25 protein-coding genes are annotated in these 20,732 nt (G+C 49.7%); 9 read left to right on the top strand and 16 right to left on the bottom strand.

Annotated features, from left to right (window positions below):
- Nucleotides 1-11: 11 nt before the first annotated feature.
- Both H6F75_RS27565 and H6F75_RS27560 read right to left on the bottom strand, forming a co-directional pair.
- Nucleotides 12-482 carry a hypothetical protein gene (locus tag H6F75_RS27565; RefSeq protein WP_190756579.1) on the bottom strand — a complete coding sequence of 157 codons (471 nt, stop codon included), beginning with the start codon at nt 480-482 and terminating at the stop codon, nt 12-14.
- 130 nt (nt 483-612) lie between these two features.
- The gene (locus tag H6F75_RS27560) at nt 613-1,236 is read right to left on the bottom strand and encodes a hypothetical protein (protein WP_190756578.1); all 624 of its coding nucleotides are present in this window, start codon (nt 1,234-1,236) and stop codon (nt 613-615) included.
- Nucleotides 1,237-1,394: 158 nt separating this feature from the next.
- Between H6F75_RS27560 and H6F75_RS27555 the strand changes: the two genes are divergently transcribed.
- From H6F75_RS27555 to H6F75_RS27545, 3 genes are all read left to right on the top strand, one after another.
- Complete coding sequence (locus H6F75_RS27555; RefSeq protein WP_190756577.1) at nt 1,395-1,568, top strand: hypothetical protein; 174 nt, start codon at nt 1,395-1,397, stop codon at nt 1,566-1,568.
- A complete protein-coding gene (locus tag H6F75_RS27550) occupies nt 1,565-1,873 on the top strand; it encodes a hypothetical protein (protein ID WP_190756576.1) in 309 nt (102 codons plus the stop codon). The genes H6F75_RS27555 and H6F75_RS27550 overlap by 4 nt, the downstream gene beginning before the upstream one ends.
- A gap of 348 nt (nt 1,874-2,221) precedes the next feature.
- Nucleotides 2,222-3,868 carry a hypothetical protein gene (locus H6F75_RS27545; protein ID WP_190756574.1) on the top strand — a complete coding sequence of 549 codons (1,647 nt, stop codon included), beginning with the start codon at nt 2,222-2,224 and terminating at the stop codon, nt 3,866-3,868.
- Between the two features lie 114 nt (nt 3,869-3,982).
- Here the strand turns inward: H6F75_RS27545 and H6F75_RS27540 are convergent, their stop codons facing one another.
- From H6F75_RS27540 to H6F75_RS27525, 4 genes are all read right to left on the bottom strand, one after another.
- Nucleotides 3,983-5,053, bottom strand: coding sequence for a PDDEXK nuclease domain-containing protein (locus tag H6F75_RS27540; RefSeq protein WP_190756572.1), 1,071 nt, complete (start codon nt 5,051-5,053; stop codon nt 3,983-3,985).
- A 296-nt stretch (nt 5,054-5,349) separates the two neighbouring features.
- Nucleotides 5,350-5,613 (bottom strand): hypothetical protein, encoded by a 264-nt coding sequence (locus H6F75_RS27535; protein WP_242020401.1) that lies wholly within the window; start codon nt 5,611-5,613, stop codon nt 5,350-5,352.
- Entirely contained in the window at nt 5,606-6,202 is a 597-nt protein-coding gene (locus H6F75_RS27530) for a ParA family protein (RefSeq protein WP_190756570.1), read from the bottom strand. The genes H6F75_RS27535 and H6F75_RS27530 overlap by 8 nt, the downstream gene beginning before the upstream one ends.
- Nucleotides 6,203-7,075: 873 nt before the next feature.
- On the bottom strand, nt 7,076-7,222 hold the full coding sequence (locus H6F75_RS27525; RefSeq protein ID WP_242020400.1) for a hypothetical protein: 147 nt from the start codon (nt 7,220-7,222) through the stop codon (nt 7,076-7,078).
- A gap of 232 nt (nt 7,223-7,454) precedes the next feature.
- Between H6F75_RS27525 and H6F75_RS27520 the strand changes: the two genes are divergently transcribed.
- The gene (locus H6F75_RS27520; protein WP_190756568.1) at nt 7,455-8,003 is read left to right on the top strand and encodes a tyrosine-type recombinase/integrase; all 549 of its coding nucleotides are present in this window, start codon (nt 7,455-7,457) and stop codon (nt 8,001-8,003) included.
- A gap of 563 nt (nt 8,004-8,566) precedes the next feature.
- Nucleotides 8,567-8,869 (top strand): thermonuclease family protein, encoded by a 303-nt coding sequence (locus H6F75_RS27515; RefSeq protein ID WP_347710722.1) that lies wholly within the window; start codon nt 8,567-8,569, stop codon nt 8,867-8,869.
- A gap of 726 nt (nt 8,870-9,595) precedes the next feature.
- Here H6F75_RS27515 and H6F75_RS27510 read toward each other — a convergent pair.
- Nucleotides 9,596-9,829: an NfeD family protein gene (locus H6F75_RS27510; RefSeq protein ID WP_190756566.1), complete on the bottom strand. Its 234-nt coding sequence runs from the start codon at nt 9,827-9,829 to the stop codon at nt 9,596-9,598.
- 451 nt (nt 9,830-10,280) lie between these two features.
- Entirely contained in the window at nt 10,281-10,724 is a 444-nt protein-coding gene (locus H6F75_RS27505) for a hypothetical protein (RefSeq protein ID WP_190756565.1), read from the bottom strand.
- Nucleotides 10,725-10,995: 271 nt separating this feature from the next.
- On the opposite strand from H6F75_RS27505, the gene H6F75_RS27500 reads away from it, so the two are divergent.
- The gene (locus H6F75_RS27500) at nt 10,996-11,586 is read left to right on the top strand and encodes a sigma-70 family RNA polymerase sigma factor (protein ID WP_190756564.1); all 591 of its coding nucleotides are present in this window, start codon (nt 10,996-10,998) and stop codon (nt 11,584-11,586) included.
- Nucleotides 11,587-11,921: 335 nt separating this feature from the next.
- Here H6F75_RS27500 and H6F75_RS27495 read toward each other — a convergent pair whose 3' ends face one another.
- Nucleotides 11,922-12,113 (bottom strand): hypothetical protein, encoded by a 192-nt coding sequence (locus tag H6F75_RS27495; RefSeq protein ID WP_190756563.1) that lies wholly within the window; start codon nt 12,111-12,113, stop codon nt 11,922-11,924.
- A gap of 16 nt (nt 12,114-12,129) precedes the next feature.
- Between H6F75_RS27495 and H6F75_RS29130 the strand changes: the two genes are divergently transcribed.
- Complete coding sequence (locus H6F75_RS29130; protein ID WP_242020399.1) at nt 12,130-13,323, top strand: NERD domain-containing protein/DEAD/DEAH box helicase; 1,194 nt, start codon at nt 12,130-12,132, stop codon at nt 13,321-13,323.
- A gap of 51 nt (nt 13,324-13,374) precedes the next feature.
- Nucleotides 13,375-13,986: a 3'-5' exonuclease gene (locus H6F75_RS29125; RefSeq protein WP_347710721.1), complete on the top strand. Its 612-nt coding sequence runs from the start codon at nt 13,375-13,377 to the stop codon at nt 13,984-13,986.
- A gap of 405 nt (nt 13,987-14,391) precedes the next feature.
- Here H6F75_RS29125 and H6F75_RS27485 read toward each other — a convergent pair whose 3' ends face one another.
- The 7 genes from H6F75_RS27485 to H6F75_RS27455 all read right to left on the bottom strand — a co-directional run bounded on the left by H6F75_RS27485 (nt 14,392) and on the right by H6F75_RS27455 (nt 20,169).
- Nucleotides 14,392-15,801 (bottom strand): hypothetical protein, encoded by a 1,410-nt coding sequence (locus H6F75_RS27485; RefSeq protein ID WP_190756561.1) that lies wholly within the window; start codon nt 15,799-15,801, stop codon nt 14,392-14,394.
- A gap of 47 nt (nt 15,802-15,848) precedes the next feature.
- Entirely contained in the window at nt 15,849-16,361 is a 513-nt protein-coding gene (locus H6F75_RS27480) for a hypothetical protein (protein WP_190756559.1), read from the bottom strand.
- Nucleotides 16,362-16,520: 159 nt separating this feature from the next.
- Nucleotides 16,521-17,945 (bottom strand): hypothetical protein, encoded by a 1,425-nt coding sequence (locus H6F75_RS27475; RefSeq protein ID WP_190756557.1) that lies wholly within the window; start codon nt 17,943-17,945, stop codon nt 16,521-16,523.
- Nucleotides 17,946-18,113: 168 nt separating this feature from the next.
- Nucleotides 18,114-18,563: a hypothetical protein gene (locus H6F75_RS27470; protein WP_190756555.1), complete on the bottom strand. Its 450-nt coding sequence runs from the start codon at nt 18,561-18,563 to the stop codon at nt 18,114-18,116.
- A 287-nt stretch (nt 18,564-18,850) separates the two neighbouring features.
- Nucleotides 18,851-19,477, bottom strand: coding sequence for a tyrosine-type recombinase/integrase (locus tag H6F75_RS27465; RefSeq protein WP_190756553.1), 627 nt, complete (start codon nt 19,475-19,477; stop codon nt 18,851-18,853).
- A gap of 299 nt (nt 19,478-19,776) precedes the next feature.
- Entirely contained in the window at nt 19,777-19,917 is a 141-nt protein-coding gene (locus H6F75_RS27460) for a hypothetical protein (RefSeq protein WP_190756549.1), read from the bottom strand.
- 3 nt (nt 19,918-19,920) lie between these two features.
- A complete protein-coding gene (locus H6F75_RS27455) occupies nt 19,921-20,169 on the bottom strand; it encodes a hypothetical protein (RefSeq protein ID WP_190756547.1) in 249 nt (82 codons plus the stop codon).
- 216 nt (nt 20,170-20,385) lie between these two features.
- Here H6F75_RS27455 and H6F75_RS27450 point away from each other — a divergent pair, with 216 nt between their 5' ends.
- Nucleotides 20,386-20,703: a hypothetical protein gene (locus H6F75_RS27450; RefSeq protein WP_190756545.1), complete on the top strand. Its 318-nt coding sequence runs from the start codon at nt 20,386-20,388 to the stop codon at nt 20,701-20,703.
- Nucleotides 20,704-20,732 lie beyond the last annotated feature (29 nt).

Below are 20,732 nucleotides of genomic sequence, written 5' to 3'. Positions count from 1 at the left end.
GTTTGCTGGGCTTAGTTTGAGGGCATGTAGTAGGCGGCCCCCTGGTACTGGTTCATGCGCCAGTCAACTAAGGACTTATTGCCGGTGAAGGCCATCTTTTGCGTGACGCCTGGGGTGCTGGGGTCGCGGTCGTCGTCGGTAATCACCCCGGTGTTGCCGTGGGCATCGCAGACGATGGAGCCCACCGGGATGGGTTGATTGGACGCGCTGTCTATGACTGGGAGGTTGAGCACGAGGGAGACGTAGCGCTGCTGGTCAACACTGACCACCGGGATGCAGCCGTCTTGATAGCGGGCGATCGCCACCTCGTTTTTTTGCGCCTGCTCCTGCTGGCTCAGGGTGAGCTCAGTCATGTCATCGCCGATGCGACTGGCCTCAGCGCGGGCGGTGGTGACTTTCGAGGCGAAGTTGCCGAGGTTGCTAACGCTGGGTATCGCGGTGCCAACAATGGCCAGGGCGAATACACCGTGGATTGGTTTCATAATGGTGGGGTCCGTTTACGTAATGGTTTTCGGGCAATGCCCCCAGCCCTGGTCTGCCAACCGGCTGGGGGTTTTTAGTGGGCAATGAAAAGCGCGATCGCAACCCCAGCCGTAGCCAAGGCCAACAAAATTAGGCGGCGGTGTCGGCCTCGGTGGGCTTTCCCAAGCTTTGCAGTTGCGCTAGGGCATCGGCTAAGGCGGTCGTTTCGTCGGTCTGCGCCTGGTCAATCTGTGCCGTTTGCAGGCGGTAGAGGCGCTGCTCTAGGGCTAATTCCTGCGCCTTGGCGGCGATCGCACCTTGGGCCTGCTTCGTGGCCCGTAGCCGCCGCTCACGAGCGGCCAGGTCATCGGCCAGTGCACCTTGAATTAGGTCGGCAGCCTGCAAAAACTGCTCAGCCACCGCCAACGGGTCATCAATCACCAGCGCCTCAGACTCTCGAAACTGTCCGAGGTCAACGGTCAGCCCTTGGTAATTGGGTAGGTCGATAGTCGTGCAGTGGTTGCCGGCATGGATAGTCAAGCCAGCCATATCGGGCGCAGCGGGTGCAGGCGTGGGGCAGAACTGCGCGAGCGCCGCTTCTACAGCAGCGGGGCTGAGTCCGTCGCTGGTGCTGTAGCCGTTGTCATTGAGCCAACGGCGCACGGAAGTTTTGGGTAGGTTGCCGTTCTCTTTGCAGAACGAGTGCAGGCTGACGGGTTCGGTCATAGCTGAAAAATCCTTTGAACCGTTGCGGGTACGGGGTAGGCGCGTCATGGCACGGCAAAGAGTGAGCCAACTAGGCCCGACCCTGTACCTATGCCGTTTCGCGTCTTGGCTCACTTATACTCAATTTGAGCTAAACTTGCAACCAATGGCTCAGATTCGGTGGATTGAGCCATAATCAGACCAAAGTGTTTTAATCGAGGTGATGAATGAGCAAAGCTGTGATGGCCCGCTACTCGCTAGAAATATCAGATGACGACAAAAAGCGGATCGAGTCTTGCCGCGATGACCTGAGCTGGAAAGAACTAAGCTTTGGCGCAAAGTTGCGAGTGCTGGTGTTTGAGCGGGTTGAGGCATTAGAAGGTAAGACCAGCAAATCATGAGCACCTCCAGCGACAAAGCTAAACGCGCCACGGTGCAGATCGGCACGCTGTCGGTCGATAGTTTTCAGCTGTCCGATGGCTCTTATCGAATAAGCCCAACCCAGATGGCTGAAAGCGTGGGCAAGCCTGAAATTAACGCCCGACGGTTTTTAGACTCAAGGGGCATCAAAGCTTTATGGAGCGAAGCTTATACGCCGGACAGTATTGAAGTGAATTCGCCAGAACAAGGGCATAGTCAGATTCAGATTCAGCACCTCCGCAACGCTGGACTAGAGCCCTGGCAGCTACCGCCAAGCGAGCGGTAACCACAGTTTTTTGTTGCACGTTAGGAGGCCGATACCCACCCTAAAACACCCATGAACCTAATTTTTAGCGTTTGCCTTGCCCGGTCTAGACACCTGTACTATGATCCTGGCCATGATTGACGCCCTGCTGGGTTGACCCCCTGGCGATCGCGTTAATCAGTGTTAAGCGTCCTGACCAGACCCTTAATAGGCAAAAAGAACCGGCAGCACATGCCACCGGCTCTTTAAAAAGCGAAAACCCGAGAGGACCAGTCCCGAGTCGCGCACTCAATTCTTATGCGGCTATGGTAACACCGGATCTCTCTCGGGGCAATACTCATTGCTCTTTTTTAGGAGAGAGAGGCCCCCATGACCGCATCGACAGGATGGGGCGAGGAGTCGCGTAAGGCTCCCCGTTCTGAACCCCTCCCCGCTGACCCCACGGGCCAGCGGCTGTGTGAACTCTTTGGCCACTACCCCTGGAACTTCATCCGCGCCGACGTGCCGGATGATGCCACCGCTAAAGCCGCCTGGACGACTGTTAAAGACTATCCGCTGCGGCCCCGGGTGCTCTGGAATCACTGGCAAGACGCCAACCAGCTGATCGGCGTCCGCTTTACCCACGACACCCGCTACGCCCTGCTCGACCTCGACGCCGGCGGCGACTACTGCACCGCCGACGGGGTGGCCCAGATCCGCGCTGCCCTAGAGACCATCGGCATTACCCGCACCCTGCTGCTGCGCTCTAGCTGGAGTGGTGGCCTGCACCTCTACCTCCCCTTTGCTGAGCGGGTCAACACCTTTAACCTGGCCGTCGCCCTCAAAGAATGCCTCAAAGCCCAGGGGTTTCGGCTCCAGGCTGGGCAACTCGAAATCTTCCCTAACGTCAAAGCCTACGGCGTTCAAGCCTTCATTGAATACATGGGGCACCGGCTACCGCTCCAGCCTGGCAGCGGCTCCTGCCTACTCGACGACGATCTCAACCCCATTGGCGACAGCCTAGCCCGGTTCTTCTGGCTCTGGGATGGCGCCGCTGGCCACCAAGACATGGACACCCTGTGCCATGCGATGAAGATTGGCCGCGACAACCACCGCAAGCGGCCCAAACGCCGCAGCCACCCCGTCGAGAGCTGGCGACACGACCTGGATCTGGAAATTACCGAAGGCTGGACCGCCTACGGGCAAACCAACCACCTGCTCAAAACCATCGCTTGTTACGGCCGTGTCTTCGAAGGCCTTCAGGGCCAAGCCCTGATCGACTACACCCTACGCATCGCCCTCACCTGCCCCGGCTACGAGCTGTACTGCCGCCACCCGCATGAGATCGAGCGCAAGGTCATCGCCTGGGCCAGAGCCGTCGAGGGCTACTACTGGCCTCTGGGCACTACCCCTACCCGCGACACCTGCCACCCCAAAAACAACCTGGTGCCCTTCAACCAGCGCCAGACCGAAGACGCTCAGCACCGCATTCGTGCTACCTACACCAACTTAGAGCAGGCGGGAGAGTTGCCTGAGCAGATTACAGCCAGAGCCAAAGCGATCGCCCAAGGAGCCAGAGTTAGCCAGCAGACCCTCTACAAGCACCTCCGCCTCTGGCACCCCGAGCATCAAAAGGGTGTAATCGCCCTGATAGCAAGCTTTCCAGCTCCTGAAGAGGTGACATCTGAAGCGATACCAGAATCGCTAGACCCCTTAGAAACTAAGGAATTACACCCCTCAGAGAGAGATATGAAGGGTGAGGCGCTTTGCGCCGGTGCGTTGGGGTCGGATATAAACTTTTTTTCTCCAAACAGGGGGGTACGGGGGGACTCATCCTCTTTTCCACAGGAAGCTGAGCCTGCTGCCTATGACCCAGCCCTGCATGAGCAGATTCAACACCAGATTAGGAGCCTGGGTTGGTCTGGGGAGGTGATCCGACAATTCATATCCGATCGATTTGAGGGCAAGCGCTGGTCTGAGCTGACGGACGAGGATCGGTTCCTACTGCTCTATCATCTGCGTGTGGTTGACAGGTAAATAAGGTAATTCAAATTAGAGGACCTAGGTACCTCAAACCCTTACCTTTAGATCTTTTCAGGGTGATCCAAACTACGTGAAAGATGGCGGTTACTCGCTATTAGCCTATCGGTGTCACAGAGGAGAGTTATCCTGCTCAGCCCCAATTTCCCTAATGGCTGCATCTAGTTCCATCTCCAACTGCTCAGCGGTGGGTAGGCATCCCTGTAAGGCTGGTGGCAGCTCTTCGCGCAGCTTGTAGGTGGCCACGCCAATAGGGTTCTGCACTGTGTCCAGGGCAAATTCAACGGTGGTGCGCTTCTTGGACTTGCACAAGATGATGCCAATGGTGGCTTCGTCCCGCTCGTCGCATAGCAGGTGGTTGACAGCGCTGATGTAGAAATTCATCTTGCCTGCGTACTCCGGCTTAAACTCCGTCACCTTGAGGTCTATGACCACGTAACGATGTAGCTTCAGGTGGTAGAACAGTAGGTCAATAAAGTATTCGTCGCCGTCTACCTCAAGCCGGTATTGGCTGCCCACAAAGGCAAACCCTACCCCCAGCTCTAGCAAAAAGTCACGGATGCGCTCTACCAGAGCCCGCTCTAGGTCACGCTCCTGCACATCATCAGCGAGGGCTAAAAACTCGAAGTTGTAGGGGTCTTTCAGCAGCTCGCGGCTCAGGTCTGACTGTTCAGGTGGCAGGGTGCGCTTGAAGTTAGTAATGGCACCGCCCTGGCGGGCAAACAGGTTGGTGTCGATCTGTAGATCTAGGATGTTGCGACTCCAGCCAAATTCAACAACCTTGCGGGCGTACCAGAGACGTTGTTCCGGGCTGTCGAGTTTGTTCAACAGTGTCTGATTGTGTCCCCAGGGAATTTGTCCTACGCCTTGTAGGACAAATTGCTCGTCTGGATAGGCCTCGGCAAATGCTCGCATATACATCAGGTTGGTTCGCGAGAAACCCTTCATATCCGGGAATTCCCGTTTCAAGTCTTTGGCCAAGCGCTCAATAACCTTACTGCCCCAACCTTCGACTTGTTGTCGTTTCAGAATCTCGCGCCCAATCTCCCAGTACAGCAAGATCAGCTCCTGGTTCACTGCTAAGGCTGCTTTGACTTGAGCCGTGCGAATCCGCTGCTTCAGCCCGTTTAGCAGCGCAAAGTAGTTCTCGTCGTCAGGGAATAGGGTAGGAGCTTTAGACATGAACGGAGAACTGCTTAAGTGATTAATTGATTAGCTGGTTAATAGGGGCGTGGCAGAGGGTGATCCACTTTTGGGCGATTGCGCTCCTAACTCCTATGCAGCCAGGGAAGAAGGGCGATCTAAATAAAGCTGGATCGTGTTGTAGACGATGCAGGGGTGTCTGTAGGCCGGAGGTTAAATAGGGTGTCCGAAATTTGAGCAGGGATGGGCTAGACTGCACTCCTAACAAAGGATTGAAGGTGACCGAAATCCAACGGGATTGGGTATAATGCTTAATCAGTTAATCAATTAGCTGATTAAGCATTGTTTTCCCGAACCCATTGTTCTAGAAGTTCGGATACCAGGTCTGAAAAGTCTTTATCATCATCCACCAGTAGACGCTTCACGCTCTTATTCAACTCGATGGGGATATATGCCCCTACCTGAATGTAGTTGGGGTCAGAGCGCTTACCGGTGGCTTTGCGCTGCCGTTTCTTGGGTTCCGTCTCCGGCGCTGGGGCTGCTTTTCCCTTTTCGCGTTTCTGGGCCAATCGGTCAAACATATTTGCGGCATCAGGCACGGCTTTCGATCTCCTTGGCTAACGATTCATACTCCCCCCAGGCGATGCGGCCAAAGCGATCGCCCGTTTCATACACAGGCACCCCGACCAGGGCCGCTTTCTCATAAGCGGTTAAGCGCCTAATCATTTGATTAAACACTGGAATGCTTAATCGGTTAAGCGTTTCTTTCGCTTGGGTGGCGGTGCCTTTTTTGCGGCTGTCGACCATCGTAAGCACCACGCCGTAGGAGGTCAGGTTCTGAAGGTTGTCGACGGTGGCCAGCAGAGCCTCTAGGGCCAGAGCGTCGGGGGTGGAAGGCAACACCAACAGATCGCAGCCTTCAGCCAATGCCTCTAGCTCGTCTTGGTCGGGATGGGCCTCAGTATCGACAACGACGTGCTCTTTGCCTCTGGAAGCTTTAGCCGCCGACATCAAGTCGCAGACCTGAAAGGGTAGTGTTCCTCGTTTTGACCAAGAGAGGGATGAGCGGTTGGGATCGCCATCAACCAGCAGAGTTTTGTCAGACTTTTTGGCAAAGTAGCAGGCTAAGTGTACAGCGGTGGTGGTTTTGCCAACTCCACCTTTGAAACCAGCAACAGTGATAATCATTTGCTTGTCCGATTAATCGGTTAAGCAGTCAGTCGACTAAGCGCTTGACTGGCTAGTCGAATTCTATCGCTTAATCGATGATTCGAATAAACGATTAATCAGTTAATTGCTTAATCGAATCAGCAGTCGGTCGATAACTGCCTTCGAGAAGGCTAATCTGGTGCTAGGCGAGCGGCTGCTTGTCCATACCATATCCGTGGGCAGCGTTGGATACCCTAGGTAGAGGTCACTTTCTGGTATGCGTTTTGATTAAGCGGCTAAATAGTTTAATGGTTAATCAGTTAATCGATTAACTGGTTGTTTGGAAGGGCGCCCGCCCCAAGCTGTACCTGTATTTCCTTGACCAGTGCTATTGGTCAAGGCGACTGTTTCGGCAGTTCGGGTGTAGACGGTGATAGATCATGAGAGGCTTGTTCCAAATCTGCTGCCGAAATCTCAGGGGTTGAGTCGCCCTCACCCAAATCCCCTGATCTCTAGGAGGCTAGCCATTCATCCTTATGATGGTCCGCAGAACTGTATCTAGACAAGCTCTATTGTTGAGACTGGTGGTGAGCCGCCACCAATACGCTGGGCTAGGGGTGCTACAAACTCAATGTCGGGGCATCCCCCACGAGCACTATTCCAGTACCTTATTCTGCTCGCTTAACGGGAGCCCGGGTTAAGTTTCAGGATAAATGCTTAATCGCTGAATCGCTTAAGCAAAACAGTTGCTCTTTTTGCTCCCTGACGGTGAGTTGCTTATCTGACTAATCAATTAATCGGCTAAGCAGATAATAAAAAATCCCGCTGGCAATAGTAGGGAGTTGGGAGGAGTGTAGAGGATGTCTGAGAGAAAGCTGACGGTTTAGCGAGCGTAGCGAACGCCGCGATAGATCAGTTGAGCGGGCTGCTGACGCTGGGCGACGGCAAATTGTCTCGGGCATAGAGCTGGTCTATGAAAGTAGCGGTTTCGCTGGTGGCGATCGCATCGATGACAGTGGCAGAGGTTTTGGAAGGTTGGCCGCGATAGGTGAGTTGCATAGCTAGGGCTCCTGGGTAATGGCTGGAATAATGAGGCAAAGGCGGCCGACTTTTGTCTCATTATTCCAGCCATGAGACGCCGCAACGAAAAATCAAGGGTTTCCGGCTGTCTCAGGTGAGACGTAGGCCGACCGCACGACCCAACACCCGGAAACCCTTATAAACTCGTGAATTTTACTGTACGAAATATTAATACTGTCTAGTAAAGCAAAGCAGGCACACGACTGATCCCATGAGCACTAACGGCCAGGCGAAAGTATTAACCCACGACGAAATTGCCCGGCTGTTTGCGGCGATGGACTCCCCCCGCGATCGAGCCCTGTTCGGCATCCTGCTCTACGGCGGGCTGCGGGTGAGCGAGGCGATCGCCCTGCGAACCGGCGACATCAAGGGGGCGGTGCTGGTGCTGCCCGCTAAGGCAACGAAGGGTAAGCTGGCCACCCGACAAATCGACCTTCACCCCAAACTGGCGTTGCTGTTGGCGGCCTATGACAACGGCGGAGCTGACTACCTGTTTCCGGGTCGGCATGGTTGTGGCCGGTTGGCGCGGTCGTCGGCAGATTGGCTGCTCGACCAGGCGCTGGCCTACGCTGGGCTGGATGGGCTGGGGATTAGCACCCACAGCTTCCGGCGTACGGCTCTCACCAACCTAAGCAATGCCGGGGTTCCCCTGCGGGTGATTCAGGAGATTAGTGGCCACCGGAGCTTGGCCAGCCTGCAGCGCTATCTGGAGGTGAGCCCGGAGCAGAAGAGGAAGGCGATCAACGCTTTATCGTATTAATCAACACTCCCTCCTTAAGGCGATGAGATCGCACCTCAACCCAGGGACAAAACTGAGTCTAATCACAAAAAAGCTCCTAGCAGCATAGCCAGAGGCTTTATGGAATGTTGTCATCGTTAGAATGAGCCCCGGCATCCCCTTCGACGGACTTAAATATGGTTGCCTCTATACTCATAGCCGCCATGCCTAACGCACCCTCCCACAGCCCGATAGGTTCACACAGATAGAGTCTGTAGCTGAATTCTTTTAACTCGATGCGGTAGTCAATGCCGTTATGAGTGAAATAGTGTTCTAGGCCTTAAAGTAGGTAGCTCCATCATGTCTAGACTCTGGTAACTGCTCTCACCTCTGGCCCTGGCCACCCTAGCGGCCTGCTCCACCGCCGTCGAGGTGCCCCAGGCCACCGGCACCAGCGCAATTACCACAGCAGTAGCCAGCCTCAACTTTCCCTCCGCGACGGTCATCTCTGTAGGCGATGGCGACACGATGAGGATCAACTACCAGGGGCAGACCGTAACCGTGCGTCTGGCCTGTATTGATGCTCCTGAGACCGATCAAGCACCCTGGGGCCAGCAGCTACCGCTCGCCTGCGCCAGCTCTCACCCAGAGACTCAACCATTCAGTTCAGAGAAGCGGATATCGATCGCTACGGGCGCACCGTGGCCGAGGTCTACGCCAATGGCCAGAACATCAACCTTCAGCTGGTGCAGGAGGGCTACGCCGTGGTCTATACCCAGTTCCTCCGCAGCTGCCCAGAGACAAGTAACGCCCTTCAAGCTGCCGAGGCCGAGGCCAGCCAGCAGCGGCTGAACTTCTGGAGCCAACCAAACCCAATCATGCCCTGTGACTTTCGCCGGAGCAATTGATTTGGCTGAGGCTTAAGTGGTGCGATCGCGGGCTAGTGCGATCGGGAAAGCTAAGCTCAAGATAAATGCACCTTAATAGTTGCCCCCGCCGAGTTTGGTAGCTACGGTGGGGGCTCTTTTTTATCTTCAGAATACTTTGTGGAACTTTCGCAGATATAAAGGACACGCCTTGGCCTACCCTCTAGGGTATGTGCACTCTTCGATAGCTTCGCTAGTATGGGTATATTCCATAAATCACATCTTCAAAAACCAATAATATGTTGGTAAAGGTGTTGAATTTACTTGAAAGTCTCAAGGCTTTAGATCAAAATAGAGCCACTGCTGGAGCAGAATTGGTCAGAAAAAAGTGAGCCTAATGGCTCACTAGCAGTGTGGTGATTCTGGATAACGAGTCTTGACCATCCCTGCTCCAGTAACTTACTTATGAAATTACTGGCTACGCAGACTTCAAACCCGCTAGAAACAGAACTATCAAGATTGTAGCTACAAACCCAAGGTATTTTTGACGCTTTAACATCAAAATGGACATATTACTTAATAAAATCATAGGTCCGTAGCAGAATATACATGTTAACCAAAGTTAAAGCCTGTGAAGTAGATTCACAGGCTTTAACTTTGGTGCTATTTAGGAACGGACGGCGGTGATCTTGGCATAGGTTTTCCCTTGAATGATGGAAGAAGATGAATTGAACAGTTTGGCGGTGATCTTGGCATTTTTTAATGAGGTTACAAACAACGCTTTACAACCTGAAAAATTCCTTCCCGCTTTATAACTTTGACCCGCTCACCTCTACCGATTGTCTCATTATTAATTTCTTTGGCAGGCCACCAAGAACTTTGATATTTGATTCTTCCTCCAACATCAGGCTTTATTTCATTCTCGACAAATCCCCATTGACTTCTGTTGAACAAATCATTCCCATTGCCGTCGATTCTTCTTTTTCGATGAACCTTAGTCATTGACAATCTCCATGAACTCCACTTACCTAACAATGCGTAAGCCTTCTTGAATGTGACATCTATGCTAATGTCACTTTGTCAATATCTAATTCATAAATATATGAAACTGGTTGAAGTGGATCTAATCCACTTCAACCAGTGACTAACCTATTCAACTTGGAGAAAATCATGCTTAAGCTATTTCAGAGCTTTCTTCAGGCCAATGAGAAAGCTAGCCAGATCGAAGACGAGAATATTGCCCTTGCAACTATATACTCGATGTTTCTCGGATTTACTATGACTCTATTGGTCATCCTAGCGATTGCCATTTAGACAGTCAGCAACAAAGCTTCTAAGGAAGGTTTATCTCTGTACGCCTTCCTTAGAAGTTATTTCGCTTTTATTATTCACTAATCAGCAAAAACGCTTACCTATTGAATACTTTCAGTAAGTAAGCCTGCATTCTGTTCAGCTAAGCTGTGCATTTCCTGCTCTTATCATTGGAATGGTCTTCCAGGTAAAATTGAACAAATCGCAAAAGATCTGCTGAATTATTCTTTTCCAATAATCTTTTAAACCTCAATGCATCACTACTCAACTCCATCTTTCTAAGTTCATAATCTCTCCTGCAACTATCATCTAGCCATCCTTGCCTATGTCCCAAGATATGATTTATCTCATCTATCCAAAAGCCAAGAGCATTATCTTCGGTGGCTTCTTCTAGAATTTCTTGGATTCGGTCATTCTGGGCCTCACTAGGCCGCTTTAGCATATTAAGTAAACCGTACTCAACAGCGACTGGATGCAGTTCAGAATTATCTATCCATCTCGTAATTTCACTGATATCTAAATCTGCAAACTCTTCATTCGATTCATTTGTATCACTTCCACCAAATTTTCGAAGACGTTGAGACATCTTCACAGCTCCTTTATTCAACGAATCACCACAGTGCAGAGTGTTCATAAGCAATTATGGACTCCTTAGGCACTAGCAGTAACCAATGAAGAAAGAGGGAGTTATGTGACATAAAGAGCACTACATCTCAAAAATAGTACTCACAAACTATAGAGCATCATTTGTGTCACAAACGGATCTATCCGTCATTGTCTTATATATCCCCTGCTGCCTATCTGTAAAAGGACGGTGATTCATGGTTAACATCCATACCAATGGGGGAGGTTAGGGTATGCCTAACTTCCAAAGAGAGTTCTATGAACTGACGGTGGCTCTCCAGCTACAGCTTTACATCTCTTTCTACCTGACCCTCATTTCCAAAAGCTCTGAAGCCTCTTCGGTATTTCCCTTCATACGCAGCAAGCTCCACCAGTTTGAGCTTTGGCCTCAGTATGATGAGACAGCGATTCTCCAAGAGGTCTTCATCAGGACAATTACCAAAATTTATGAAGGGCGTACCATAACGAATCCATCAGCATGGACATGCTCGGTTGCTTACCGGTACATACGGGAATTGAGCAGATGCCAGACTAGGTACACATATACCAGTGATGAGTACCTAGAGTCCCTAGCAGCCAACGAGGACGCTGATCGAGAGTTCCTTACAGACCAGATGCTCCGCGTCCGTTACGCATTTAAGCATCTTTCAACAGAGGAACGATTGATATTGAGCCTTAAGGTAATCCAGAAAAAGTCATGGGCCGAGATCCAATTTTTTTTAAAAGAGAAGGGTTATGGTGACTACAATCTCGATACCCTAAGGCAACGAAAGAAGCGAATCCTAGAAAAACTTCGAGGGATATTCCACAAATTAGAGACTTAAACTGACCTAAAAATGAGACTAAATCCATAAGCGATCGCGCCTCTGCGATCGCTTTCGCATTTATGGCTCCGTACCTACTATGCGATCGCTAGTCATCCAACCTGAGCAAGCTAAGCCCAAGGTAAATACACCCTGAATAGGTAGCCCCCGCCGATCTTGGGTAGCTACGATGGGGCTTTTTTGTGGCCATAAAAAGCCCGCCGGTTTCCAAACGGGGGTGTGGGTATAATTTGCTCCAGAGCAAAGACTTGGGCTGACCGACATAGCGATCGCCAATGAATGATGAGAGCGCCCCCATATAGAAGATTAACCCACTCCTATATGGGGGCACTCTTTTAGTTGGGGGCTTGTCTGGAACTCACACAGACCCCCATCCCGCCAAAGTAGCACAGCTCCCGAGGAGCGGCTAGGGTGCGATGGTCAAAGACCGGCCTTGGGCCAACGCCACCAATCACCCCAAGATTCTGTAAATCCATTGCACCATCACCGCCAAAGCCTTGCCCCAAGGGCATACTGAGGGCAATCATAGGGTTTTTTTAGGCCATGGCTACTCTCATCCCCTCTTACAGCAGCTGCGCCTCTCGCATGACTGGGGGAGAACGACGGCTAGCCCAGCGGCTCGAAGCAAAACTAGGGGATGACCACCTGCTCTGGTATGACGTACCCGTCGGACCCAAAGCACTGCACCCTGATTTCATCCTCCTGCACCCCTCACGGGGTCTCTTTGTGCTGGAGGTCAAAGACTGGAAGCTAGACATCATCAAGGCGGCGAACCCTGATGAGTTTGAAATCGAAACCCAATCAGGTCAGCGCAAGACTGTTGATAGTCCCCTTGTCCAGGCGCGAGATTACGTCCTGGCTATGTGCTCCCTGTTGGAGAAAGACCCGGAGCTAGTGCAGCCCTCAGGACGCTACCAGGGTAAGCTCATTTGCCCCTACGCCTATGGTGTGGTGCTGCCCAACATCACCCGCCGTCAGTTCGACTCACAACTGGCGCTGGGCCAGGTGATTCATGCCAACTTGGTCATCTGCAAAGACGAAATGACCGAGGTTGTAGACCCAGGGGCCTTTCAAGAGCAGCTCTGGGCCATGAGCCACTACAACTTTGGCACCACGCTAACCAACGAGCAGATCGATCGCATTCGCTGGCACCTATACCCAGAAATGCGAATCTCCGCCAAACAACTCTCTCTCTTCCCAAAGGAACCCGCCGACATCCTACAGACCGCTATCCCGCAGGTGCTCAAAGTCATGGACCTACAGCAGGAGCAGCTAGCCCGCAGCCTAGGTGAGGGCCACCGAGTGATTCATGGGGTCGCTGGTAGCGGCAAAACCCTGATTCTGGCCTACCGCTGTCAACACCTGGCCGAGGCCATGCAGACCGTATTGGTGCTGTGCTTCAACGTGGCGCTGGCTTCCCGGCTGCGATCGCTGATGGTAGAAAAGGGGCTCACTAAGCTAGTCACCGTCCGCCATTTCCATGGCTGGTGTATTGAAGTGCTGAAGCAGCACCAGCTGCCGCGCCCTGATCATCGACAATACAAAGGCGCTGAGTATATCCAACGGCTAGAGGCAGCGGTGGTGGCCGCCGTCGATGCTGGGAAGATTCCCACCGGGCAGTATGGAGCGGTGATGGTCGATGAGGGCCACGACTTTGCACCAGAGTGGTTAAAGCTGGTAGCCCAAATGGTGAACCCCTCTACCGATTCCCTGCTGGTGCTCTATGACGATGCCTAAAACCTCTACGGGAAACGGGCCAAGAAAGAATTCAGCTTCAAGAGCGTCGGTATCAAGGCCCAGGGCAGAACTACTATCCTCAAGCTCAACTACCGCAACACCGCCCAGGTGCTGATGCTGGCCTACGAGTTTGCTAAGGAGGTCATGCAGCCCACCAGCCCAGATGAGGACATGCCGCCGCTGGTGCAGCCCAACAGCGCCGGGCGCGAGGGGCCGATACCGGAGCTGGTGAAGTGCCGGAGCTATAGGGAAGAGGTGGATCACATCATCCAGAGAGCCCAGCAGCTCCAAGAGCGGGGCATCCCCTGGAATGAGATGGCGATTATCTACCGCGACAACTGGATGGGAGAGAAGGCGTTCCAGCAGCTCCAGCAGGCCGGGTTGCCCGTGGACTGGCTCAACCAGAGCAGCAGCAGCCGTAACTTTGACCATTCCACCCAAAGCATCAAGCTGATGACGATGCATGCGAGCAAGGGGCTAGAGTTCCCGGTGGTGTTCATCCCTGGGGTGGGCTATCTGCCGAATCGCTATAACGATGTGGCTGATGAGGCCCGGTTGCTCTATGTGGCCATGACCAGGGCGATCGAGGTGCTGGTGTTGAGCTGCGATCGTAGGTCGGTGTTTGCTGAGCGCCTGGATCGGGCGTTGGGGAAAGTGGGGTAAAGCGTGTTGAGGGATTTCCTCCTATCGGGTTAACTCAAGAAACAATTGCTATACCGTCCATTTAGCACCTGTACTCTGATGGGATGAGGAGTTGCAGTGCAAGACAACTACTTTAGGGCTTTTATGTTCGAGTATTCTGATGATTCTTATCTATCGCCTTACTTGACTTCCATTCTCGATAGAGCTTAAGGCAAGTCTCAACGAGGTTCAGGATTGTAGTGACAAAGGCAATCAACGTAATGAGTTCGAGCACTTGATCCTCCAGATAGGCTTCCTAACTATCTGAAGTTTATTTTTTGTCTGATTTGCCGAAAATGGAAAAATCCAGCCGGTTTTTTCCACCCCCCTTCCCTTTCCTCCACACATCTACCTACATGGGGTGCTGCAACTACGCTCGCATTAGGGCTACATCTTGTGTACGTAGCCAACGTACCCTGTTGTTCTAATTGCTTCAGATATCGCACGATTATATTTCTCGAAACCACCTGGAAAGGTCTCTTCAAGTAAGTCTCTTGCGATTTGGTTATATCGCTTGTAAGCAGGGGATTCCTCTGTTAAGGAGTCAATGCGGACTTCTTTTACTTCGGGCGGTGCTTTCACAATCACTTTTTGGGATGACTCCTCACTCTTCCATTGCCGAAGAGAGTCTCGAACTCTTTGTTTATCTACTGGACCGTTCTGGAGAGGCCAGGGACAATTTCCGTTACGAATGTCTTTTAACCCTGACATTAGCCAATCTAGAATATCATTTTCTTTCATACGAACAGATTGAAGTAGCCTAACTGCATTTGCAAGGCTGATTGACTCTATACGCTCCGCATTGATGTCAATAATCTCATCATCGGCTTGGCATAGATTCACTAAACAATCATAGTTGATATTCATGGCAATCAAATTGTAGCTCCAGCCATGCTTGTGCATTTGATAGTAATTGTATAGTAAGGAGTATTTGAGATGATTTAGATTTGTCCCTTGATGTTCTCTCAGTCGAGTGCGGAGAGCATCTATTTTGGGCCATGATGATCTCAACTCTTCTGCTGATGTTTCATCTCCAACCACTATTGAAAGTTCTATATTTCCCGAATTTTGCCTTAGGAATCTTGCGCTAAGATTTTCTGAAATAGGTATTAAATTGGTAGTATTTATGATCTTATTTCTCTTTTCTTTTTCCTTGTTAGTCTTCTCTTTCAATGCGGTTGAATCTGACAAATAAGAAAGCACTTTCAATGCGATTTGAACTGTTGTCAAAGACGATATCAAGTCTAGGTTTGATGTCTTTCTGCCATCTATTCGGGTAGTGCAAATGATGGGATCTGGTTGGCTTTTGCAAGCGCGAACTTGAATGTAATCAATCATTTGCTCCGGAAAGTGCTCTTCCCCCATGAGATATATCTCATAGACAAATCCATGATCTACATTTGTAAGCTCATACAGTTTAGCTAGAACACCTATTGTTTCTGGAAAAGGATTAGGACATCCTTCAAGCTCTATAAAGCACTGATCTTTTAGGCCTTCTTCTCCCTGCTCAATATAATTATTCCTTAATGGAAAATCTTCCATCTGATTTAATAAGGTGGTTATGTCTTCCAGTTCCTTTAGATTGCTGTAAGACTTCCAGTCAAAACTAGGGAGTAATAAAATTGAAGCATAGAGATTCCAAATGCGGGTATTAGAATCCAGCTTCTTCAACATAAATTCTTTGACAGCTTCTGGATCTGGAACAGAATCACATCCGGTAATTTTTTGGAGCAGCTTGAAGCGCAGCCTTCCCAATAGCGTTTTCTGATAGTGCTGAACTAGTGCTTGATTATCCATATCGCAATAGGTTTTTTACCATTGATTGGGAATGTGCTGTGGGATAATTAATCTGATTTTTTGAATAATTCGAGTTTTATATTTCTGAGATGGTGCTCATATTGAGATCGTTTGATCTGTAAGTATTTCGAGGCTGGGCATGTAGATATTTTAGCGTTTAAGATCGCTTCTATTTCTTGAGAGTTTAGAGAACCTGATTGATAAAGAGCTTCTGCTAATTCTGATACGAGTGGCCAATGTTCATCAATTATTTTATTAGTCAACTCTAACAACGGTTTATGAGATCCTTTTTTAAGTCTTAGTGTTTGATATTGAATCCAATCGTCAAGCCCACCATCAAATATTGACATTCCACAATCATCTTTGCATCCTATAAACTTATCCTCTGCTGAGGAGCCAGCGAAAGCGATACAGGCAAAGGTGCGTTTATCCAGTAAATCTTTTATAGATGTAAGGTCTATACAGGGAGAGTAATTGGTTTCTCCCTCAAACTTAATTTCTCCATTTTGTACTTCTCTGATATGGGAATCCGTAACCCTGTGGTTGAACAAGGCCAACATAAATATGTGTCCTGCTTCATGGTAAGCAGTTTCTTTTCGTTTTTTTTCTCGATAGCTTAAGGGGCACATCTAGGTGGACTCTAACTCCATTTTGGAGATAAATACTTGGCTACTTAGTGCCAGATCTTTTAAGATGAAACACTTAAACTTATTTTCGTTCTATGATCGAGTCTCCCTAATGTTAAGTCCCTTATGGAGACTTTGATGGATATAAACAGAACCCGTTGCTGGAAGAAGTAAATCTGCGTCTTCACAGCGAAATCTGGCAGTTCCCGCATTACCAAGCCGGACACCAATAATCGATGCATTAAAGAGACGTTTCATCAATTCATGTGAACTGTATTCTTGACAGAGATCTTTAGCTCTATCTTCAATAAGGGCCAGAAATTCATCTACAGAATCATAGCGATTTTGTGTTTGTCGTAATGATTCTATAAGATCATCAAAACCAGGAAAAAGGCGGCGATATTCTTGCTTAAGATCTTCTACCTTCCAACTACTGTATCGCTCTTCAGCTTCCCTAATGGTATCTTTAGAAATTTCTGTTGCATCAAATGTTGACCTTTTCTGACACTCTTGAAGAAACTGAATTACTTCTCGCGGCCTCAAGAAAGTGCGTTTCGCTATGTAATTAAAAGGCGCAATGCCACCTCGCATTTCTCCTTCCTCAAATATATCGTCAACAGATATATCTTTAGGAAGCCGAGCATTAACCATATCCTTTAAAAGCTCTGGATTCCAAATTATTTCTTCTTCAATTGCTCTATGTTTATCTTTATCATCAAATTGGAGACCTTGATAGATGTCTGACCGGAGAAAAGTAATTACATGAATACCCTTTCCTGTAGTCAATGAATATTTATCATTTATTTCTTTGGTTGCTTTAAGAAGACCAATCATTAAGCTTTTTGATACGTCTGAACCATCCCATGAGTCATCAAGGCGATCTATAGCGACGATAACACCAAGGTCATTACATACATCATTCGTCGCATCAAGGAGCAAATCAATAACTTGAGGGGTTAATATTTGTTGCTGTTTGTCACGCTCGAATCCAATACCAAACCCAAAAGCTTCAAGGTTGAATGCATTTAAGCCTTTTAATAACCTTCCTACCGTATTTGTTGGTGTTGGTGCATTCTCGCCAAAATTATTTATGACAAATTTGCGAATACGGTCTAGTGCCTTCTGAGCATTTTCTTTCAGCCTTTCAGGGGGCACGTCTAGCAAGACTGCTGCGGCATCAACCGCAATAGTAAATTTCCAAGCGTTAGCATGAGCCTGCTCCAAAAGTAAGCCTTGCTCTTGGTAATCTTTCATTGCACCCCAAGCATACTGGTCTGGCGTCATTAAGCTGACTCGAACACTTTCTTTATAGCGCTCGGTAGCCAACCGTGAGAGTTGAGTAAAGATTGCAGACTTGCCTGCTCCCTTTCGACCAAGAAAATGGGCACTACGAAAACTAAGGGCTTGGTTTACCTGTGGCGTGTCAATGAAGTATTCCGCTAACCTCCGGTCAGCCTCTGCATCAACTGTGCCAAAATCTAAGTCTTTGATAGTAAAACCTTTATCAGATAATTTCATTTTGATTTTATTGTCAGGTTGAAGAGTTTAATGTTGTTGTGAATAGGTTCGGCTGCATAACAACTCAAATCAGCGGCGGCAAGTAGCCTCAAGTTCAGCACTAGCAGCTTTCAAACGCCCGTCTGAATTTGAATTTTTGGGCTGATATCGGCACATGGATTATAGTTTTCATCCTCCAATCAATTTCAACAAAAGTACAAAAGCATATACAAAGCTAATGCAGAGGACTATCAAAGCATTGAAAGCAATTTGAGCTGCGGGATGACCAGGAATAATAATGTTTTTCAATTTCAAATCATCTGAGGAATCCCAAACCTTCATTGACTCTGACAAATGTAACATCTGGGCAATTTCTCTAGCTATTCGATTAGCCCGTTGCTGAAGCCTGAAGCCTCTATTGTGATAGTACACTACATGCCCAGCACCAAATACCCCAAGTGCCATTACAGCAAAAATGAAAGTAGGGGAATTTGCTGCATTGGTTAAGAGCCAAGCTGCAAGAGCTGTATTAATTCCAATGTAGAACTTGACAGCTTCATCACCCTGCTTGTGGAAGTAAGCTGAAGATTCGAGACTCTTTTCCCAAAACTTGACTGCTATACTAACCGGATCTTCCATATCTTGAACTTTCTTCTAACTTTCTTAGATGACAAGATTCTAGAGCGTCTCCCTGCTGATTATTAAAATACTTTTATAGCGGCCTATCTACCCAACAGGGCTTCGTACTGCCCTGTGCCCCCATCAACCGTGGAGCGAAGGGTAGTAGCAGAGTCTGCGTCTGCGATCGCGCCCTAGCTGATGCCCATCACTTCCCAAATCGCTTCCCCGCGCCCCTAACATGGCCCAACTGCTTCAACGTCATCCCAGCCCCACACCAAGTTGAAGTCGAGCAGGCTAAGCCTCCCCTACTCCGCAAAGAACCCCAATAACGCATCCCCCGCCGCCCGCTGCTCCAGATTCAGGTAGCTGGTCAACGACGCCAAACTCGCATGACCCGTAATCGCCATAATCTGACGCAGAGGAACCCCCGCATCATAGAGATGGGTAGCCAGCGATCGCCTAAAGGTATGGGTACTCACCCCCTCCAGCCCCAGCAGATCAGAGGCTTTCCGCAACGCCTTATCTACCGCTCGGGTGCTGATATGCTGCCGAGGGGGCCGTTCCCCCACTCGCGCAAAGTAATAGTCGCCATTGGCCTGGCGCTGAATGCGGTACTGCTTCACCGTCGCCCGTGTCCACTTCGCGGCTGGGAACAGATACCCCGAGCTGGGCATCTGCGCCTGGGCGATCGCCGCTTTGAGCCGGGGCACCATCACCACTTCTTTCGTGCGGTCGGTTTTATGCTGCCGCACCACCACCTGACCGGCGCTGATGTCTTCAATTTTGAGCGAGCACACTTCACTAATGCGGCTGCCGGTGTAGTAGGCCAGCTGAGCGATCAGACTATGGGGAAAATTCAGCTCAGCCCATAGCTGAGTCAACTGCTCCTGATTTAAGACCTCGGCCTGACCTTTACGGCTAACCTTTGGCATCCACGCCCCTCACCTGCGGCTATAGTTCCTATTCTTACAGAATACGAACTATGAATCCTTGATTTCACGTTGTTCTAGCGCTAATCAGCCAATTTGCCTATTCTTATTGAGAATTGTTCCTACATATCTCTACGTGTATTTTCGGAACTGATATACCCGCCTTGAGTCAAGCCTCCTTAAATCAATGTTTACAAACCTCACCCTAGCCGGTTGGCTCAGATCACCCGATTAGGTTTGGGGGGTGTTGTCTTACGTGAGACAACTATTTTCACCCGGTTAGGTTGATAGAATTAACCCGCTTAGGGGGTGGCCACCCCACCGACGATGTAGAGAGCTTTATCGCCTAGATCAATGCTAATCAACCGAACAATGCCAACGGCGCTGAGGCCAGCAATCAGGAAAGGGGTGCCGTCAATGTACTGCCGGTGGTCGGTGCTCATCTCTTACCCAATGCCCAGCAGTTCCTCATGCACTACCCGCTTAGCTAGGGCTGGGTTACCACCTACCCGCTGCTGGAGGTCAGCAAAGCGGCTGGGATTGATCGCTAGCCCTTGGTTAGTGGCTTCCTGATACATCACTGTGCGGATCTGGTCTGGGGTTAGGGGGTATAACTCCATCCTGGGCAGCTTTAGAAATACATCCTTTGCCGGGGGCCGATCCGCCAGCAGCAACAGTAGTCCGTCTGCTTTCAAGACATCCTCTAGCCAGTAACGCAGACTCGCCGGGAAGCGGTGGGCATCATCGACAATCAGCTCTGTAGCAGTTTAGTAGTATTCTCGAAGCTGCCTGAAGAGCCTGCTATCTTGGGAATAAAGAGAACAATGCTTGGCAACAAGGATTCATAGATACGGTTATTCAACCTGAAACTAAGCGCGTTTCCAGAAAGCTACGAACTTTGGAGGTAAAACATGAGTGACTTAGAGACAATACGATCTGTAGTTGATAAAAAGAACGATGAACTGGTCAATGCCTTTAAGAAAGTTCTTGAGAAGTACTCTATTCTAAATGTCCAAGTAACAGAAGTGCAGCTTGAGAAGAAAACCAGCCGGACAAGGGGTAGTACTGCGAGTATTCTCCAAGATTTCAACGAGATTCTCAAACAGAACAAACTCGAAGATTTCTATACTAGTGCCTTTACACTTGTTGAGGAGTCTCGTGAAGAACGTTGCAGCATAACAGTCAAAAAAAATGGGGTTTCGTTTACCATACACGTAGACTGCTCTTAGTAAAAGACGTCTAAAGTGAGCTATCTCTT

The organism is Nodosilinea sp. FACHB-131 (assembly GCF_014695395.1).
In the GTDB taxonomy this organism is placed as follows: Bacteria; Cyanobacteriota; Cyanobacteriia; order Phormidesmidales; family Phormidesmidaceae; genus Nodosilinea.
Note: the sequence above shows the minus strand (reverse complement) of the source record. Positions and strands in the feature narration are given on the sequence as shown.

Bases quoted from the DNA above. Each gene is read 5' to 3' on its own strand.
- H6F75_RS27500 (WP_190756564.1), top strand. From the start codon at position 10,996: ATGCCTAACTTCCAAAGAGAGTTCTATGAACTGACGGTGGCTCTCCAG.
- H6F75_RS27540 (WP_190756572.1), bottom strand. From the start codon at position 5,053: ATGTCTAAAGCTCCTACCCTATTCCCTGACGACGAGAACTACTTTGCG.
- H6F75_RS27560 (WP_190756578.1), bottom strand. From the start codon at position 1,236: ATGACGCGCCTACCCCGTACCCGCAACGGTTCAAAGGATTTTTCAGCT.
- H6F75_RS27460 (WP_190756549.1), bottom strand. From the start codon at position 19,917: ATGAGCACCGACCACCGGCAGTACATTGACGGCACCCCTTTCCTGATT.
- H6F75_RS27470 (WP_190756555.1), bottom strand. From the start codon at position 18,563: ATGGAAGATCCGGTTAGTATAGCAGTCAAGTTTTGGGAAAAGAGTCTC.
- H6F75_RS27505 (WP_190756565.1), bottom strand. From the start codon at position 10,724: ATGTCTCAACGTCTTCGAAAATTTGGTGGAAGTGATACAAATGAATCG.
- H6F75_RS27450 (WP_190756545.1), top strand. From the start codon at position 20,386: ATGAGTGACTTAGAGACAATACGATCTGTAGTTGATAAAAAGAACGAT.
- H6F75_RS27485 (WP_190756561.1), bottom strand. From the start codon at position 15,801: ATGGATAATCAAGCACTAGTTCAGCACTATCAGAAAACGCTATTGGGA.
- H6F75_RS27480 (WP_190756559.1), bottom strand. From the start codon at position 16,361: ATGTTGGCCTTGTTCAACCACAGGGTTACGGATTCCCATATCAGAGAA.
- H6F75_RS27550 (WP_190756576.1), top strand. From the start codon at position 1,565: ATGAGCACCTCCAGCGACAAAGCTAAACGCGCCACGGTGCAGATCGGC.
- H6F75_RS29130 (WP_242020399.1), top strand. From the start codon at position 12,130: ATGGCTACTCTCATCCCCTCTTACAGCAGCTGCGCCTCTCGCATGACT.
- H6F75_RS27465 (WP_190756553.1), bottom strand. From the start codon at position 19,477: ATGCCAAAGGTTAGCCGTAAAGGTCAGGCCGAGGTCTTAAATCAGGAG.
- H6F75_RS27530 (WP_190756570.1), bottom strand. From the start codon at position 6,202: ATGATTATCACTGTTGCTGGTTTCAAAGGTGGAGTTGGCAAAACCACC.
- H6F75_RS27510 (WP_190756566.1), bottom strand. From the start codon at position 9,829: ATGACTAAGGTTCATCGAAAAAGAAGAATCGACGGCAATGGGAATGAT.
- H6F75_RS27545 (WP_190756574.1), top strand. From the start codon at position 2,222: ATGACCGCATCGACAGGATGGGGCGAGGAGTCGCGTAAGGCTCCCCGT.
- H6F75_RS27525 (WP_242020400.1), bottom strand. From the start codon at position 7,222: ATGCAACTCACCTATCGCGGCCAACCTTCCAAAACCTCTGCCACTGTC.
- H6F75_RS27520 (WP_190756568.1), top strand. From the start codon at position 7,455: ATGAGCACTAACGGCCAGGCGAAAGTATTAACCCACGACGAAATTGCC.
- H6F75_RS27555 (WP_190756577.1), top strand. From the start codon at position 1,395: ATGAGCAAAGCTGTGATGGCCCGCTACTCGCTAGAAATATCAGATGAC.
- H6F75_RS27475 (WP_190756557.1), bottom strand. From the start codon at position 17,945: ATGAAATTATCTGATAAAGGTTTTACTATCAAAGACTTAGATTTTGGC.
- H6F75_RS27565 (WP_190756579.1), bottom strand. From the start codon at position 482: ATGAAACCAATCCACGGTGTATTCGCCCTGGCCATTGTTGGCACCGCG.
- H6F75_RS27495 (WP_190756563.1), bottom strand. From the start codon at position 12,113: ATGATTGCCCTCAGTATGCCCTTGGGGCAAGGCTTTGGCGGTGATGGT.